The sequence below is a fragment of the Vibrio clamense genome (assembly GCF_050337905.1).
Classification (GTDB): domain Bacteria; phylum Pseudomonadota; class Gammaproteobacteria; order Enterobacterales; family Vibrionaceae; genus Vibrio; species Vibrio cortegadensis.
On the sequence record NZ_JAKJTJ010000019.1, the window covers coordinates 59,966 to 77,108 of the forward strand.

General features: G+C 40.7%; 13 protein-coding genes. 6 read left to right on the forward strand and 7 right to left on the reverse strand.

Annotated elements, in window-relative coordinates:
• Positions 1-11: 11 nt before the first annotated feature.
• Entirely contained in the window at positions 12-2,480 is a 2,469-nt protein-coding gene (locus L4C39_RS03140; RefSeq protein WP_429744372.1) for an EAL domain-containing protein, read from the reverse strand.
• Between the two features lie 159 nt (positions 2,481-2,639).
• Here L4C39_RS03140 and L4C39_RS03145 point away from each other — a divergent pair, with 159 nt between their 5' ends.
• Together L4C39_RS03145 and L4C39_RS03150 are read left to right on the forward strand one after the other, a co-directional pair.
• Positions 2,640-2,993: a hypothetical protein gene (locus L4C39_RS03145; RefSeq protein ID WP_429744374.1), complete on the forward strand. Its 354-nt coding sequence runs from the start codon at positions 2,640-2,642 to the stop codon at positions 2,991-2,993.
• A gap of 76 nt (positions 2,994-3,069) precedes the next feature.
• On the forward strand, positions 3,070-3,669 hold the full coding sequence (locus L4C39_RS03150) for a thiol:disulfide interchange protein DsbA/DsbL (RefSeq protein ID WP_017052743.1): 600 nt from the start codon (positions 3,070-3,072) through the stop codon (positions 3,667-3,669).
• 181 nt (positions 3,670-3,850) lie between these two features.
• Here L4C39_RS03150 and L4C39_RS03155 read toward each other — a convergent pair whose 3' ends face one another.
• The gene (locus tag L4C39_RS03155; protein WP_017052744.1) at positions 3,851-4,075 is read right to left on the reverse strand and encodes a hypothetical protein; all 225 of its coding nucleotides are present in this window, start codon (positions 4,073-4,075) and stop codon (positions 3,851-3,853) included.
• 199 nt (positions 4,076-4,274) lie between these two features.
• On the opposite strand from L4C39_RS03155, the gene L4C39_RS03160 reads away from it, so the two are divergent.
• On the forward strand, positions 4,275-5,531 hold the full coding sequence (locus L4C39_RS03160; protein ID WP_429744377.1) for a leucine-rich repeat-containing protein kinase family protein: 1,257 nt from the start codon (positions 4,275-4,277) through the stop codon (positions 5,529-5,531).
• A 134-nt stretch (positions 5,532-5,665) separates the two neighbouring features.
• Here L4C39_RS03160 and L4C39_RS03165 read toward each other — a convergent pair whose 3' ends face one another.
• From L4C39_RS03165 to L4C39_RS03175, 3 genes are all read right to left on the reverse strand, one after another.
• Positions 5,666-6,163: a porin family protein gene (locus tag L4C39_RS03165; protein ID WP_017052746.1), complete on the reverse strand. Its 498-nt coding sequence runs from the start codon at positions 6,161-6,163 to the stop codon at positions 5,666-5,668.
• A 102-nt stretch (positions 6,164-6,265) separates the two neighbouring features.
• Positions 6,266-10,225: an ATP-dependent RNA helicase HrpA gene (hrpA, locus tag L4C39_RS03170; protein ID WP_429744379.1), complete on the reverse strand. Its 3,960-nt coding sequence runs from the start codon at positions 10,223-10,225 to the stop codon at positions 6,266-6,268.
• Between the two features lie 170 nt (positions 10,226-10,395).
• Complete coding sequence (locus L4C39_RS03175; protein ID WP_429744814.1) at positions 10,396-11,661, reverse strand: MipA/OmpV family protein; 1,266 nt, start codon at positions 11,659-11,661, stop codon at positions 10,396-10,398.
• 181 nt (positions 11,662-11,842) lie between these two features.
• Between L4C39_RS03175 and L4C39_RS03180 the strand changes: the two genes are divergently transcribed.
• From L4C39_RS03180 to L4C39_RS03190, 3 genes are all read left to right on the forward strand, one after another.
• Entirely contained in the window at positions 11,843-12,211 is a 369-nt protein-coding gene (locus L4C39_RS03180; protein ID WP_429744381.1) for a VC1380 family protein, read from the forward strand.
• Between the two features lie 124 nt (positions 12,212-12,335).
• Complete coding sequence (locus L4C39_RS03185) at positions 12,336-14,246, forward strand: metallophosphoesterase family protein (RefSeq protein WP_429744383.1); 1,911 nt, start codon at positions 12,336-12,338, stop codon at positions 14,244-14,246.
• A gap of 168 nt (positions 14,247-14,414) precedes the next feature.
• Positions 14,415-14,864 (forward strand): tellurite resistance TerB family protein, encoded by a 450-nt coding sequence (locus L4C39_RS03190; protein ID WP_429744385.1) that lies wholly within the window; start codon positions 14,415-14,417, stop codon positions 14,862-14,864.
• Between the two features lie 102 nt (positions 14,865-14,966).
• Here the strand turns inward: L4C39_RS03190 and L4C39_RS03195 are convergent, their stop codons facing one another.
• On the reverse strand, positions 14,967-15,497 hold the full coding sequence (locus tag L4C39_RS03195; RefSeq protein ID WP_017052752.1) for a 3'-5' exonuclease: 531 nt from the start codon (positions 15,495-15,497) through the stop codon (positions 14,967-14,969).
• 103 nt (positions 15,498-15,600) lie between these two features.
• Complete coding sequence (locus L4C39_RS03200; protein ID WP_429744387.1) at positions 15,601-17,139, reverse strand: sensor domain-containing diguanylate cyclase; 1,539 nt, start codon at positions 17,137-17,139, stop codon at positions 15,601-15,603.
• Between the last annotated feature and the right edge of the window lie 4 nt (positions 17,140-17,143).

Here is a 17,143-nt window from a genome sequence, read left to right on the forward strand (position 1 = left end):
ACCGATAATAATTAGCAAGAAGTAAAATATCTTATGATGTCAGATTCATACAAAATACCTCTATACTCTCCTTCTGAGTCTACAAATACCCATGGAAAAGCCACTTCGCTATCAAGTAATGCCGCCAACTCATTTATATTCAGACTATCTTGCAACTGGGTGAACTTCACTTGCATCACTTGATTAATTGTTTTTCTCCAAATTTGAGACTCCTTCGTGGTTTCAAGATCGGTTCCCATCGTCAAGGTTAAATGTAGATTGAGGGAATCTTTGCCAACAATGCCTACGCATCGATTGTCGATCACGACAGGAATATAAGGAATAGATTGTTCATTAATGTACTGAAATGCCAAAGATAATGGTTCTGATGGATGAATTCTTGGTGGACCGTTTCGTGATAGACCTAAGATAGTACCGTGTGACTGTTCACTCATAATCAACCCTACTTCTTTCAATTGATCCACATAGGGCTTTCCAGAATTAAACTCAAAAAATGGCTTAGGCTTTGAGAATAAAAAGCCTTGTACATTATCAACCTTTAAGTTTTGCAGTACTCTAAACTCGTGATAGTTCTCGACACCTTCCGCCACAACTTCAACGCCTAAAGTATGTGACAACTCAGTTATCATTTTTACAATATTGAATTTGTTCGAATGCAGATGAATATCAGATACAAATGCTTTGTCTATTTTCAAAATATCAAACTGGCTATTGCTCAAGTAACTAAAAGAGGAATACCCTGTACCAAAATCATCAATAGCAATGCTAACACCTAAATTTCGCAGCTCTTTAAGTGCATCAGACTGATTCGCCTCATTGTCAAAATAGGCACTCTCTGTCAATTCGATAGTGACACATTCAGGTTTTTTTGCATGAGTGCATATTAGCTCTGCCAAATTATTTAAAACCGAAACCGGTTCTCTTTGGGTGTTTAATGAGCAATTTAAGGTAAGGCCCACATGTTCACCAAACTGTTGGTGAATATCCTCTAGACGATCTAATGCGATCATACTAACTTGAGAATCCAGCTCATTAATTAAATCTAAATCTTCAGCGATATTAATCAGCTCTTGAACATTTGATTCCTCGTCAATACTAGGAAAACGACACAGTGCTTCAAACTTGGTTATTTCACCACTCCTCGCATCCACGATAGGCTGATAGTGAACTTCCAGACGCCGCTCTTGAATGGCTTGTAATACTCCATCCTCTAATCTTTTCTTCCTTTTAATCTCATTATGGATGGTACTGTGGTAGAAGCTAATATTGCGATCTTCTCCAGAGTGCCGTTCCAACATAGCTTGAGTTGCATGAGACAGTAATTGTGAGGCGCTCTGGCTATCTAACCCTAAGATGGAGACACCAATACGCCCATTCATCACTCCGTCATATATTTCTTTTCGACTATTTAGCCTAATTTCTTGAAAAAAATCACGTAACGCAGAACGAACACACCTTGATTCAATACTTTCATGCCTTGCCTGACAATCAATGCAAACCACAAATATTTGATCGCCTAAATATCCAATCGCTTGGCTAACATTACCTAAAGAGATGACTTCAGAAAGTTCAACATGATCATTGTAACAATCACAGGCAAATTTCGGCTTAATAGTCAGTACAATTTTACTGTTCGCTTGATGATCTTTTCCACATAATTGACGTAACTGGTTAAGAAATTTATCTTTAGTAGGAAGCTTACTCGACAGTGCGAGTCCCCCTAGCTCATTTGTCGCAATTTGAGTTGTCTGTTTAGGTAGAGCGACTGTGAGCCCTAAATAATAGATCTCTCCTGGTGTTGCTTCTATCTTCTGTATTGTTAACTCTTGAGGGAATACTTGATTATGAGCATCACGAGTGAGCAAGGTCCCACTCCAAAAACCATTGGTATGGATTTGATGCCACATGTCGTCATAGAACTGATCCGAATACTTCCCAACGTTGAATATATTAGTTTTAACTCCAATTAGCGTTCCATGCTCAAACCCCATCTGGTTTTCATAATGTTGATTGCACGCAATAATTCGAGTTTCGCTGTCGGTGATCAAAACCCCATGGTGGCTATTTTCAAATAAGCTGCGAAATACGTTCGCGATCTGATGTTTTGAGGAGACAAGCATTACCGGGCGAACCGTTCCCTCGATTTGCCTTGGCTGAGTTAACTCAAAATAAAATTCAACATAAGCCAATATCGATTGGTTAGGAACGAAACAACAGCTGAAATGTTGTCTTTCACCAGACTTGATTGCTTGCAGAAATACGAGTTCTAACTCTTTTCTCTGCTCTTGAGTTATATACTGCATGAAGTCAGTGATGGTTACGATTGGCACTTCTAGATCAAGTAACGAGGCCAATGCGTTATAATCGTAGCTAAACTCTCGAGTATCAAGGTTGAGTGACCAATCAAACATTGGGTATTTATACTCAAGCGAATTATTAATGGCATTTACCTCAGGTTTTATTTGGAGTTTCGAATTCATCCTCAAATTCACCTTATTTCATTGCAACTACACTTATAGTATAGAATTTAGCGTACTCTCTTATCCCTGTCAGCATTCAAGTTAACAGTTTTTCATATAGGATATGGTGTCGTGGTTTTATTATGTATAATTACCTTTCACTGGATATAAAGAACTCTCATGCCAAAGCTAATACATACAATTTGGATTACAACATTAGCCTTATTGGCAATGTTGACCTCAAGCATGTTTAGCACTGCACTTGCGAACTCTGAAACCATCCATTTTTCAAACTCATTAGACAAATCATATTCAAGTTTCATTTCAGCATCGAACTGTCCTGAACACGATAAAATCAGTGATTCAACCTTAGAGCATCACTGCTGTGGTTCAATATGTCTTATTAAAATACCAAATTATCGAACCAATTCAGATTTATCACCTCGTAGTCACTCTTTGGCGTTAATTCCCAACGAGTTAAGTAAGAAAGCCGTACTCATAGCGAACTCTGTTTATCGCCCTCCAATTGTGTAATTTCTAACGTCAAACAAACAACATCTCTCAGCACTACAGGTTGAGATCTATTTAATTTTGTATGGAAATAATACACATGAATAAAATATTCACTCTTGTTGCCGCTCTATTTATGAGCATCTCTATCCAAGCTGCACAATTTTCTGAAGGCACGCACTACCAAGTTCTTGATGTCGAAAAAGCCACGAATCCAAAAGTAACGGAGTTTTTCTCATTTTACTGTCCGCATTGCTACAAATTCGAAGGCGTTATTGAACAGCTAAAATCTTCAATGCCTACCGAAGCCAAGTTTGAAAAAGTGCATGTCGCTTTCATGGGTAGCAAAATGGCGGTTCCAATGGCGAAATCCTACGCAACAATGATTGCTCTGGGTGTCGAAGACAAGATGGTTGCGGCTATGTTTAAACAGATTCATGAACTCCGCCAAGCACCAAAAGATGAAGTTGCTCTGCGTCAGATCTTCATTGACTACGGTATTGATGCTGAAAAATATGATGCTGCTTACAATAGCTTTGCCGTAAATTCAATGCAGAAGCGTTTCGACAAACAATTTGAGGCAAGTACGCTAACAGGAGTTCCAGGGGTACTAGTTAACAACAAATATATCGTAAAGCCTGACAATATTAAGAGTTTCGAAGAGTACAACCAGTTAGTTAACTACCTTCTAACACTTTAATTTAAATGACAATAACAAGCCCTGGTGAATCACTGGGGCTTTTTTTTGGAAAATGAGATTGGTGAGAATTCATAAGAGAGCGGCTTCCAAAAATCGTGAAGCGGATTTGACTCGATAAATGATAAGAGCCACACGATGTGGCTCTAGAAGTAACAATGTCGATGGTATGTATTGAGCATACTTAGTGTTGAATGCCTGTTGGGTTAGAGGCAAATTCAACATGATCATAAATATCAGATAGAGCTTTAGGTTTTCTCACTCTATACCGACGCTTAGGTTTAGTTTCGACACTTTGTTGTTCTTCCTCAAGTGCAAGTTCATGCTCTTTAGCTGAATCAACAAACTCTGGATTAGCCAATGCTTCTTGGCGTAAACGATTTACACGGTCTAATGTATCCCACAACATACTGCACCTCCAAGCTAACTGTTTATATAAACAGTATAGAAGTAACGGTTAGTTAGTCAATAATAAACACTGTATCTTTACACAGTACCCATCCAGCGGTACTGCTATTAATTAAATTAGCATAAAGAAAAAAAAGAGCCAATACCCTACATACCAAGTAGAATACGATTTCATTGTACAGGTCATATAGGAAAACGGTTTGCAAACGTTAGAACAGCTTAGAAAGGGACAACTACAAGGGATTACCCGCCTCCAATTATCGGAAGAGTTAAAAGAGTTCCCAATAGAGATCCTTGAATTAGCTGAAACATTGGAAATATTAGATCTCTCCAATAATCAACTGAGACAGTTGCCAAATGAGCTATCTCAACTCAAAAATCTACGAATTATCTTCGCTTCTAATAACCTGTTTACTGAGCTTCCAGAAGTATTAGGCCAATGCCCAAAACTTGAAATGGTCGGATTTAAAGCGAATCAAATCAGCCATGTTCCTTCAAACTCCCTACCAGAAACACTTCGTTGGTTAATATTAACGGATAACAAGATCGCTGAATTGCCTGATAGCCTAGGTAATAAACCAAGACTTCAAAAACTCGCTTTGGCTGGAAATCAACTGACCTCGTTGCCAAAAACTGTGAATCAATTGAACGCATTAGAATTGATCCGCTTATCCGCAAATGCACTAGCCGAGTTTCCTAAACAACTACTCGAACTTCCGCGTCTCGCTTGGATTGCATTTTCTGGAAACCCTTTTTGCCAACGAGAAAAAGAGTTCGAAACCGTTCCTCATGTCTCCTTTGAGGATCTGCAACTCAATCAAGTCTTAGGGCAAGGTGCGTCTGGCGTTATTTCTCATGCTGATTGGAAAAATACCTCCCTTGATCTGCCCGAAGAAGTTGCAGTGAAAGTATTTAAAGGGGAAATAACCAGCGATGGCTACCCAGAAGATGAATTGCAAGCGTGTCTACAGGCAGGAACACACGATAATCTCATCAAATCACTGGCTCAAATATCTGAACCAGCAGGCTTGGCTTTAGTTATGGAGTTGATTCCGAATAGTTTCTTCAATTTAGGTCTACCGCCTAGCTTACAATCTTGCACTCGCGATACGTTTGAAGATGGGTTTTCTCTTTCGATTGAAGAAATTTCTAAAATCGTCACTCAAATGACGGATGTTTTTCATCACCTACACCGCAACAAAGTTTGTCATGGTGATTTGTACGCCCATAACGTTTTGGTCAATGACTCAGCAGACATGATATTTGGGGATTTCGGCGCAGCATCTGTTTATGGGTACTTACCGCAACCTCTGCAACAGGGTATTTTTAACATTGAATTAAAAGCATTAGGTTTCTTTATTGAAGACTTACTGTCAATCTGCGATCAGCACCGTTCCGTTTCAAAATGCAAAGAGTTTCAAAAGCTCGAACAACAAGCGAGACAATACATCAACTAGTAAGCTAATTAGTTCATTATTCATTATTCATTATTCATTATTCATTATTCATTATTCATTATTCATTAGTTATGCTTATAAAAAACGCCAGCATACTTGCTGGCGTTTTAATTCAATTTGAAGCAAATCAGGACTTATAAAAAGTGCAGTGTTGCATTAACAGTGAATGAACCGATATTGTCATGCTTCATTTTAAAGTTTTGGTAGCTAGCGCCAACTGAAAGAGGACCAAATACAAAGTATTCAGCACCAACTCCATACATGATATCAACATCATCTTCACTAAAGCTTGAATCACCTTTAAGTTCGTATGAATGTAGACCACCTTTCGCGTAGATATGCAAAGGACCAAGATCAATACTTGGTTTAACAGCAATGTAAGCCGTTGTCGCATCAACATTTTTACGGTCTGCGCCATCGTATGACACGCTATCGAAAGAGCCTAAGTTCCACAAACCAGCTTCAATACCAATGATTGGAAGAAAACCAGTACCAACATGGACACCGTAGGCAGTATCGCTTTCACCATCAAAGTCAGATTGACCACCAGAAACGCCACCGTACAACCAAGAATCAGCCATTACTGACGTAGATGCACCGATCAAAGCTAGAGCTAATAGTGTCTTTTTCATGTTTAACCTTCTCATTTAACATGGCAGTTAATTTAAATGGCGACATTTTGCCACCTAACTGCCAATAAATTGTTATTAACTTATAGTATGCAATATCTATACCTAACAGGCATCAATCGCATTTTTAATTCGTTTATCTGAAACCGGATATGGGGTTCCTAACTGTTGTGCAAAATAACTTACACGAAGTTCTTCGATCATCCAACGCACTTCTTTTACATTATCTGGCACAGCAATCCCTTTCGGAATCTTATTCAACAACTCTTTGTAGTCATTAGTGATCGATTCAATTTTGAGCATATGCAAACGATCTTTATTCGGATCGATTGGCAATTTTTCCATTCGTCGCTCTATCGCTCTCATATAACGAAGAATATCCGGGAGACGCTTCCAACCACATTCGGTAGCAAAACCTTTAAAGATGAGGCTTTCTACTTGAGCTTTTACATCAGAAAGCGCAAATGCCATGGTGAAATCAACACGTCCTTTCAGCTTTTTATTAATACTAAACGCGGTCGTTAAAATCGTCTCAACCTGTTCAGCGACTGCAACAACGGTATCGCCCAGTTCCGCTCGAACATGTTCTTTTAGTTGTTCAAACTGAGTTGGCTCCCAAACGATGCCACCTTTATCTTCAATTAACTTATCAATACCACAAGCAATACAGTCATCAATCAGATCAAGTACTTTTCCATACGGGTTGAAGTACAAGCCAAGTTTCGATTTGTTAGGCAGATTCGAATGCAGATACTTAATCGGCGATGGAACATTCAGCAAAATAAGGCGACGCTGCCCCGCTCTCATTGCACTGATCTGCTCTTCTTCTGTCTCAAACAGTTTTATTTCAACACTGTCTTTAGTATCAACCAACGCCGGGAAAGCTTTAACATCAAAGCCGCCACGTTTTTGTTTGTATACTTTTGGCAGTTCACCAAAACTCCAAGTATGCAAACCTTGCTGCTCGATATCATCATCTGCAACTTGAGAAAGAGTCTGTTGAACTTTATCTTTCAGGCTCTCTTTGAGTTCATGCAGGTCTTTATTCTCTTTTAGCTTACGCTTGCGATGGTCGACTGCACGGAATGTCACCTTCAAGTGTTCTGGGATCTGCTCTAACTTCCAATCTTCCCGTAGTACTTCTACTCCCGTCATGCGACGAAGTTCTTTTTCCATAGAATCAAGAAGTGGTGCTTCCATTGGCGTCACGCGTGAAAGAAATGCATCCGCATAGTTAGGTGCAGGCACAAAGTTACGGCGTAGCGTTTTAGGTAGAGACTTAATTAAGCTCACCACCAATTCATGACGTAAACCCGGGATCTGCCAATCAAACCCAGCTTGGCTCACTTGGTTCAAAATCGGCAGTGGTACATGAACGGTTACACCATCGGTATCGTCACCAGGTTCAAATTGGTAGCTTAATTTCAGCTTTAATCCATCTTGATGCCAAAAGTTAGGATAATCCAAATCAGTAACATGACTGGCATCGCCACGGAACAGCATCTCTTTTTCGAAATTAAGCAGTTCGCGGTTATCTTTACTCGCTTTTTTCCACCAACTATCAAAATGACGTCCAGACACCACTTCAGTACTGACTCGCTGATCGTAGAAATCAAACAGCTCATCGTCATCAATCAAAATATCGCGACGACGAGATTTATGTTCTAACTCTTCAACTTCAAGCAGCAGTTTACGGTTCTGTTTAAAGAAAGCGTGTTTCGTTTCCCACTCTCCTTCCACCAGCGCACTTCGAACAAAGATCTCGCGGCTGACTACCGGATCGATAGGGCCATAATTAACCTGACGCTTCGGAACGATTGGGATCCCATAAAGCATCACTTTTTCATGAGCCATAACCGCAGCTTGCTTTTTAGACCAATGCGGTTCGCTGTAACTACGTTTTATCAAGTGTTGAGCAATCGACTCCAGCCATTCTGGTTGGATTTTGGCAATAATCCGTCCCCACAACTTGGACGTTTCCACTAATTCAGCAGAGACAATCCATTTAGGCTGCTTTTTAAACAAACCAGACGCAGGGAAGATGTGAAAGCGAGCATTGCGCGCACCTTGGTATTCATTTTTCTCTTGATCTTTCATACCAATATGAGAAAGCAGACCCACCAACAAAGCGGTATGGATATTTTGATAACTACCCGGTTCACTATTTAGCTTAGTGTCCATTTCACGCATCGCTTGATGAATTTGGAAATAGACATCTTGCCACTCACGAATACGTAAATAGTTCAGGTAATCTTTTTTACATTGGTTGCGGAATTGATTACTTGAAAGCTCTTTTTGCTGGGTTTTAATATGTTCCCAAAGATTCACAAAAGTAATGAAATCCGAGTCTTCATCAAAGAAGCGTTTATGTTTTTCATCTGACGCTTGTTTTTTCTCTGATGGACGTTCGCGAGGATCTTGAATCGATAATGCCGATACAATAATCATCACTTCTTTCAGACAGCCATACTTTGGTGCTTCAATCACCATTCGTGCTAAACGCGGATCGATTGGCAATTTAGCCAGTTGACGACCTATTGGTGTTAACTGTTTCTTAGGATCTGAAGTCCCTTTCTTAACTGCAGCTTTGATAGCGCCTAGCTCTTCAAGAAGTTTGACACCATCTTGAATATTTCGCTGATCGGGCGCTTCAACAAATGGGAAGGCTTGAATATCACCTAGACCCAGCGCGGTCATTTGTAAGATAACTGACGCTAAGTTCGTTCTTAATATTTCGGGATCGGTAAACTCAGGGCGAGATAAGAAATCATCTTCTGAATAGAGACGAATACAGATACCTTCCGCCACACGACCACAACGACCTTTACGCTGGTTAGCACTCGCTTGAGAAATCGCTTCGATTGGTAGGCGCTGAACTTTGGTTCGATAACTGTAACGACTAATACGTGCAGTACCAGGGTCAATTACATAGCGAATGCCCGGAACGGTGAGTGACGTTTCTGCCACGTTGGTTGCGAGTACGATTCGACGACCAACATGAGATTGGAAAATCTTATTCTGCTCACCAGCAGACAAACGAGCATACAACGGCACAATTTCCGTATCACGTAAGTTACGTTTGTTTAATGCGTCTGCCGTATCACGAATTTCACGTTCGCCGTTCATGAAAATTAGGATATCACCTAAACCTTCATCACAAAGTTCATCAACCGCTTCAAAGATGCCTTCCATTTGGTCACGATCTTGATCGCTGCTCTCTTCACCACCCAATGGACGATAACGCGTGTCTACAGGGTAAGTTCGACCTGATACTTCAATGATCGGCGCTTTATTGAAGTGATTGGAAAAACGTTCAGGGTCGATGGTTGCTGATGTAATGATAATTTTTAGATCAGGACGACGAGGCAATAACTCTTTCAAGTAACCCATGATGAAATCGATGTTCAAGCTGCGTTCGTGCGCTTCATCGATAATAATGGTGTCGTATTGATTTAAATAACGGTCATGTTGGATCTCGGCCAGCAAGATACCGTCAGTCATCAATTTGATTTGAGTGTTATCTGAAATCTGGTCGTTAAATCGGACTTTATAACCAACAAATTCACCCAGTTGGCATTCCATCTCTTCAGCAATGCGGTTGGCAACCGAGCGTGCCGCTAAACGACGCGGCTGCGTATGACCAATCAAGCCATATTTACCACGACCAAGCTCACTACATATCTTTGGAATTTGGGTTGTTTTACCAGAACCTGTTTCACCTGCAATGATCACCACTTGGTTCTCAGCAATCGCTTTGGCAATGTCATCACGTTTTTGACTAACAGGAAGAATTTCTGGGTATTCAATGGTTGGCTGATGAGAAATACGGCTTTGCGCCACCATCATTGATTTGGCGATATCTAATGCAATCTCATCAAATACCGCATGTTTGGATTTTTCGTTCTTGATTCTACTCGCGCCAGAGATTCGCTTACCTAATCGGAAGCGATCGCGCATCATACATTCGCTCAATGCTTTGCGTAATGATGTTGCGTTATTGGTGGATGCTGACGGGCTATTTGATGCAGAAGGATTTTTTTCTGCTTTGGGCTGTGACGAGGTCAAAGCGTGTCCTATATCTACTAACTAAAAACTGGCAAAATTATATCACAGCCAAACTATAAACAATCATACGATAACCCTTCCGCTCCAAATTAATCCCGTTACAAACACAAAAAAGCGCGAATGTATTGAGCATTCACGCTTTTTTATAAGATTAAACGTCAAAAAATTAGCTAGAATTCATATTGAATGTAAATGGTATTGTAGTTGCTACCGCCTTTAATTCGCCCAAATTGAGAGGCATTTTCAAAGATGGCGGAACGATGGTGCAGAGAATACCCAAACCATACATTTTCTAGATCGGACTGGTTCACTGCATCTCCAACATTAATATCAAATGAGAAGTCTAAATAGTTCAATAGATGACTCGCGGTATACCCTTTCTCATCCATCTCGGTCTGTTCGATATAGGTTATGCTGTCGATGTAAGATAAGCCCTCAGCAACACCAAAACGCCACTTAATAGGCCAATCAAACGTGTAGAACGCTTTTATTGCGGCGATGTATTCCGTACTACCAGACTGAACCTTCGACGACCAGTGATGCGCGATACCAGGTGTGAAATAGATATCAATTGGCACGCCAAACACTTCGTCGGTCAACGGGTGACCATAAAAGACTGAAGTCAGTTGGTTATTATATTTATCTTTCTCGCTATTCAGCTTCATTATGTCGCCGATATTCGATGGCGTTGCCCAACCATGCGCGACTCGTAAATAAGGCTTATTGCTCAATTCCGGTTTTGTCGGTGCGGTTTTGTCGTTAAAAAATCCAAAACCTAGATAGAACTCACCTTGATAGCGGTCTTCAACAATCGATGAATTGAAAGCGTTGTCATCAAAGCGCGTGACACTAGTCGAACCAAGTAGATATAAATTTGAGATCACATGATATCGAATATCAATACCTAGATTGACATCAATTCCAGCTCCGATACTTTCACCAGTAACATCTTTAAATACATAGTACTGACTGTTGAAATCAGCATCTTTATAACGAATTGTCGCTCTAGGGGATAGCTCCCAATCGCCAAATTCGTACTGACCGTTTAAGCGAAAATTGCTGTGGAATTGCAAGTCATCATCGGTCATCAACTCGCTATCAAAAGACCAAGTGTCATCAATTTTATATTGGAGTTGCACACCGAAGTCAGCAGTGTCGCCCTCATTGGCATTTTGTGCCGATTGCGGGATATCGATAAAGCGCATACGAGTTAACGCACTCACCCGCCAATCGGATTCTTCACTATTATATAGAAATACTCCGCCCTCAATACCATCGACAAAGACGTACTCATTCTCGAAAAACATCATAGGAACAAAGGTGCTGACGGTCTGGTCGCCTCCCGCTGTATCGAATGGGATACTGGTCGTGCGATACATCGCCGCAATTCCCCACTCTTGTTCTTCTGTACCCAAAGATGGGCAAGAAACCACCATCGCTAAGAGCGCGGTTAAGGCTCTACATTGATATTGTTTATGCATTATTCTTTTAAACCCTCGAACAAACAGCAGAATTCGTAATGATCCTTCAATTATTACCGATTTATACAATGTTTGCTTATGATTCAGTACGTTTCACCGTTACAATAAAGAATATTGTCCATCAGATGTAAGAAATGTGAAAGCTTCTGAATTAAAAAAAATCATCGAATCACTTCCTGAAGGTCACGACCCTGATGTCGTTATGGGGGAAGAGTGGCTACCCGAAAGGCTCATCAATACTCAGTTAAATGAGAGTTTGTTATTTTTAGAGTTTGATAATGCTCCAGAAGAGACGCAGGGAGATGAAGAAGGCCGTGGGTTTGTTGAACATGAAATCAATATGCTACGCAGTCGATTCGAACAATTACTGGATGAATCTAGCGACACCAAAACAAAAGCTGACGCCATGCTCGCTTTATTTTTAATGGGACATGAACTTTCTAGTTCCGATGTAATCGAAATCCTTGAAGATCCCGATAACAACTTAACGCATGACAATGGCTAGTACGCTAATAGCTAGTACGCCAATAGCTAGAACGTCACTGGTTAGTATGACAGTAGTTAGTACGACAATGACTAGTACCTAGGTTTGAGTATTCGACACCACCATTTTCATTTAGGAGTTCTGTTTGCCAAGCAAGACATCGACACTACCTTTCATTATTGCAGGGCCAATTTTACGCAAAACGACACCCTCTGAGATCACTTTATGGCTTGTCACCACTCAGCCCTTAAAAGCCAAATTCAATCTATATTACCCAAAGAACTCTACTCCTTTTTATTCTGCTGATGTCTGTACTGAAGGCCAAATACAAATTGGTTCGAAAGCATGGGTTGTCCTCGCACACGTCAAAGGTCATTTCCCAACGGATACCGCTTTAGAGTATGACCTAATCACTCAAGACGGACCTTTAAGTCATAACTGTCCAACACTGTTGTACCCGAATGAATCTCGGGTCTCTTTCAGCATTAATAGCAAAGCCGATTATGTATTACACGGCTCTTGCCGTAACCCTCACCATTTTAGTCGAGACAGTTTAGTCGCTGCGGATTCAAAAGTAGCGACTCAAAGCATTGAAGATCGCCCTTCGCTTCTTATGATGAGTGGTGACCAGATCTACGCGGATCATGTCGCAGGACCAATGCTAGATGCCATTCAACAAGTGATTCATATACTTGGCTTGCCAGACGAAAACCTAGCATGCGACATGGTGCCAGACAGCCAATCACTCTATTCCTGTGCTGAAAATTTTTACCATCGTGATGCCATACTTCCTCATTACATTAAAGAAGATGGCTTACTTGCGAAGTTTTTTCCTCACAAAGGGATCCCAATTTTCAGCTCGACTGAATGTGAAAACCATCTCATCACTTTCTCTGAATTTTTCGCCATGTATCTATTGGTTTGGTCTCCAACCTTATGGCAACACATTGATAGAGACCGTTATCTCAATGTTAATTTCACTCAAGGTGGTCAGCAATTATCCCCTAAGTGGCAGCAAGCGTGGCGAGACGAAACAAAGCATATTGATAATTTCGTTTTAGGACTGGGCCAAGTACAGCGTTTATTGGCACACATTCCCACTTATATGATTTTTGACGATCATGATATTACTGACGATTGGAATTTAACCGTCGGTTGGGAACATGCCGCTCAATCAAATCCGCTATCAAAACGGATTATCGGTAATGGGCTTATCAGCTATTGGTTATGCCAAGGCTGGGGGAACGCCCCTGAAAAGTTTTCGACAGATTTTATGGCCTATGCTCACCGTTTTTTCAATCAGCCAAATGACCAATCTCAAGATGACTTTATTTACTATTTAGATCGTTTTGAGCAATGGCATTATACCATCGACACTCAGCCTAAGATGGTCGTGTTAGATACCAGAAGTCGTCGTTGGCGATCAGAATCTCGAATGAATAAGCCATCAGGTTTAATGGATTGGGAAGCGCTCATTGAAATGCAACATGAACTCATGCACCAGCCAGCCGTGATATTAGTCTCTGCTGCGCCTATGTTTGGCGTGAAGTTCATCGAAGCACTACAAAAAGGCATGACCAATATCGGGCAACCACTTGTGATTGATGCTGAAAACTGGATGGCTCACCCCGGCAGCGCCAATACTCTGCTGAGTATATTTACTCATACAAAAACACCAACCAATTTCGTCATTCTCTCTGGTGATGTTCACTACTCTTTTGCCTATGACATTAAGCTTCGTTTTAGGAAGTCGAGCCCGAACATTTACCAGATAACCTGTAGTGGAATTAAAAACCAATTCCCATCAGCCCTACTCAAATTTTGCGATGGCATGGATAGGCTGCTCTACAGTCCGCGCTCTGTGCTCAACTGGTTTACAAAGCGAAAGCGACTAAAAATCACCAAACGTTCACCAGACTCACAACGTTATTATCGTTTAGTGAATCAGAGTGCCATCGGTGAATTAAAGCTGGACGCCGATGGAAAGCCGAGCGACATATCCATACTGACAGGTGAAGGGTATCGGATCACTTTCCCTCCGACAGATAATGACTAGCTGAGCCTAGTAGTACTGATATGAACGTCAGAAAAAGGTAAAGTTTCGCAAAGTCCCTTGTGATTAAACACAATTGGCATTATTTATTAATAGAAGCCTTATTAATACTGACAACAACAGAAGTCGTGAATGAACGGCTCACATTTATACTTTTTTGGAGCATTTATCATGTTTAATTCTCTTACCTCGCTTTTCAAACAACTTTTGGAAGGGCAAGACCTTGGGAAGAATGCCAATGTCTCACCAAATTTAGCCATTGCATCACTACTTTGTGAAGTTGCAGGCGCAGACCATCAGATCAACGAAGCAGAGCAACAAGCAAAGCTCGGACTATTACAGCGTCTCGTTAACATTGATGCTCAGCAAGCCGCAGACCTGCTCGTAGAAGCGAACGAAAAAGTGAAGGAATCGGTCTCTTTATACGATTTCACATCACACTTAAGAGAGCTATCTCAAGATAAACGTTTCGAATTAATCAAAGGAATGTGGGAAGTAGCGCATGCCGATGGGGAAATTGACCCGATAGAAGACTCGGTTATTCGCAAAGCAGCAGAATTACTTTACGTCGATCATAGCGAGTTTATTCGTGCGAAATTAGACGTGATTGGTAATAACTAATAGGTACTCAACACAATAGAAAATCATACCAACCTACAGCGGAAAAGGCTCATATTGTAGGTTGGATAACGTCATTCAACATAGTCAAAGAGAGGATTTTAGCTAAAACATCGTTAACGCTAATTTTGCCAAGTTATACGCATCAACATAACCTGAATGTTGGCGACCTTCCCATTCAATATCTTTCGCTTCTTGCGCGGCTCTATGTCCAATTCGCTTCTCTTTCAAACGATTTTGCATTCGATACAAGGTCGCAAGGTTAATAAACTCACTAAATGGAGCATCTAACCCTTTGTCTTTGCACTCATTGAAAAGGATTTGATCATCTCTTCCCCATGATGCGTAAATTTTATTTGGGCCACCGAAATTCTTCAACATAGATTTTAAAACGTCAACCAGTGGGCGTCCTTGTTTCTCAATCTTACGTGGTGTAATTCCAGTTAACTCCGCACAAAACAGTGAGATTTCATCCTTTTCAGGTTTCACGTAATACTGCGCGCGTTTTACTATTTTACCTGTCGCAATGTCGATTTCAGCTAAGCCAATTTCGATAATTTCGCCCGTCGTTCCGACACCATCGTTGCTCCAGCAACACATCTCTAAGTCAAAACAAACAAGTCGGTTATGATTCATAATTGGCCTTTCTACTGCGTCTCGGAATTACGTTACTTTCATCGAAGACGGATTGTACCTGAGCCAAATGTAAACTTCGACCTCATGCGAGTTAAGTGCTCAATTAGGCTGCAACTGAGATACAATTTCGGCCATTTTCTTTGCTATGGTAAAGCTGACGATCGGCTTTGTGTAAAATATCTTCTAAACCTTCACCGGCATATCGCGCAGCGCCAATGCTGATCGTGCATGAAATCTCAATACCAGGAAAATACAACACACTCGACTCCACCGCTCGCCTTATGCTATCTAGATAATTCTTGAGTTCTTTCTCATCCGTCAACTGGCAAATAATGCTAAATTCATCACCTCCAACACGATAGAAACAATCTCCAGAATGCAGTTCTGATGTCACCGTATCTGAAACATGTATCAACATCTCATCACCACACACATGCCCATGTTGATCATTAATAGATTTGAAATGATCGATATCAAAACTGACCAAACTGAAAGACTCTTTACGTTTCAGCATTTTCTTAATGTATCGATTGAACGCACGACGATTGAGCAAGCCGGTTAAACTGTCATGCTCAACAAGGAACTGAAGCTCTTTCGTTCGCTCTTTTAACATCATTGAGAGACGCTCTCTTTCTCTCGATTGTAGGCTACCAATATGAGCTAAAAGCAACGAGATCGTTAAGCCACCAAAAAATATACCCACTAGGACAACGGCATCGCTAATGGTAATTTTGCTTGGAAGTTGGAACTCAACAACCCATTCACGGTTATAAAGAGGAATTGATTTGCGGATCACATTGTCTTCAGCCGGATCCCAACTCTTACTTTCGTACATAATTGGCGCATCTTCAGACTCAAAACCGACATCAGTGACACGTATTTTCAACCCGTTATCAGAATCAATACGATGGACAAGGTGTTCAAAATACGGTGTCGTTCTAATGACTCCAATCACGACGCCCAATAAATCAAATGTCCCAATTTCGAAAACAGGAAAATAGACCAACATGCCATTTTTAGGCGCTGACTTATCAAAACTATCTTGTATTAATCTTACTTTATCTGAGATGTTTGGCTCACCCGCTTGACTGATTCCATCTAAAATCAGCTCAAAGCGTTTACGAGAAGGATAGAAACCAAGTAAACGTGCGTTTTCTCTTGTTCTTGGGTAGATATCAGTTGCAACATAGATTGGAGCGTTGTCCTCCAAAATATAACCATGAGTGACATCGCCATCCTTAGGTATTGTGTAGATACCAAACCCAGGAAATGTCTTCCCAACACGATCAACATGCTTTTCAATATCGTCAACTTCCACTTTTTCCATCCATTGCAAACCAATAAGGCTTTCAGAGTTTGCAATGGTATGTTTGGCAAAGATCGAAAATTTATCCCAATCACTTCTATCATTAGCACTGAAAAATATTGCACTTGCTGCAATGTGTTGAATATCATTTTTTACAACGAACTGTAGAGACTGCACATGCCTTTCTGCTGCATCATTGAACGACGCTAGACGGTAAAATGTCTGCGCTTTATAACTTACAAATACACACACCAAAGTTACACTCATCGCGAGAATAAAAACAATCGTGCTAGATGAAAGTTTAGATAAAGAAAATATGTTGTTCCGACTGCTCATTTCA

What these genes read in the sequence shown, in the direction of transcription:
- L4C39_RS03140 (WP_429744372.1), bottom strand. Translation starts at nt 2,480, where the DNA reads ATGAATTCGAAACTCCAAATAAAACCTGAGGTAAATGCCATTAATAAT.
- L4C39_RS03145 (WP_429744374.1), top strand. Translation starts at nt 2,640, where the DNA reads ATGCCAAAGCTAATACATACAATTTGGATTACAACATTAGCCTTATTG.
- L4C39_RS03150 (WP_017052743.1), top strand. Translation starts at nt 3,070, where the DNA reads ATGAATAAAATATTCACTCTTGTTGCCGCTCTATTTATGAGCATCTCT.
- L4C39_RS03155 (WP_017052744.1), bottom strand. Translation starts at nt 4,075, where the DNA reads ATGTTGTGGGATACATTAGACCGTGTAAATCGTTTACGCCAAGAAGCA.
- L4C39_RS03165 (WP_017052746.1), bottom strand. Translation starts at nt 6,163, where the DNA reads ATGAAAAAGACACTATTAGCTCTAGCTTTGATCGGTGCATCTACGTCA.
- L4C39_RS03175 (WP_429744814.1), bottom strand. Translation starts at nt 11,661, where the DNA reads ATGGTGGTTTCTTGCCCATCTTTGGGTACAGAAGAACAAGAGTGGGGA.
- L4C39_RS03190 (WP_429744385.1), top strand. Translation starts at nt 14,415, where the DNA reads ATGTTTAATTCTCTTACCTCGCTTTTCAAACAACTTTTGGAAGGGCAA.
- L4C39_RS03195 (WP_017052752.1), bottom strand. Translation starts at nt 15,497, where the DNA reads ATGAATCATAACCGACTTGTTTGTTTTGACTTAGAGATGTGTTGCTGG.
- L4C39_RS03200 (WP_429744387.1), bottom strand. Translation starts at nt 17,139, where the DNA reads ATGAGCAGTCGGAACAACATATTTTCTTTATCTAAACTTTCATCTAGC.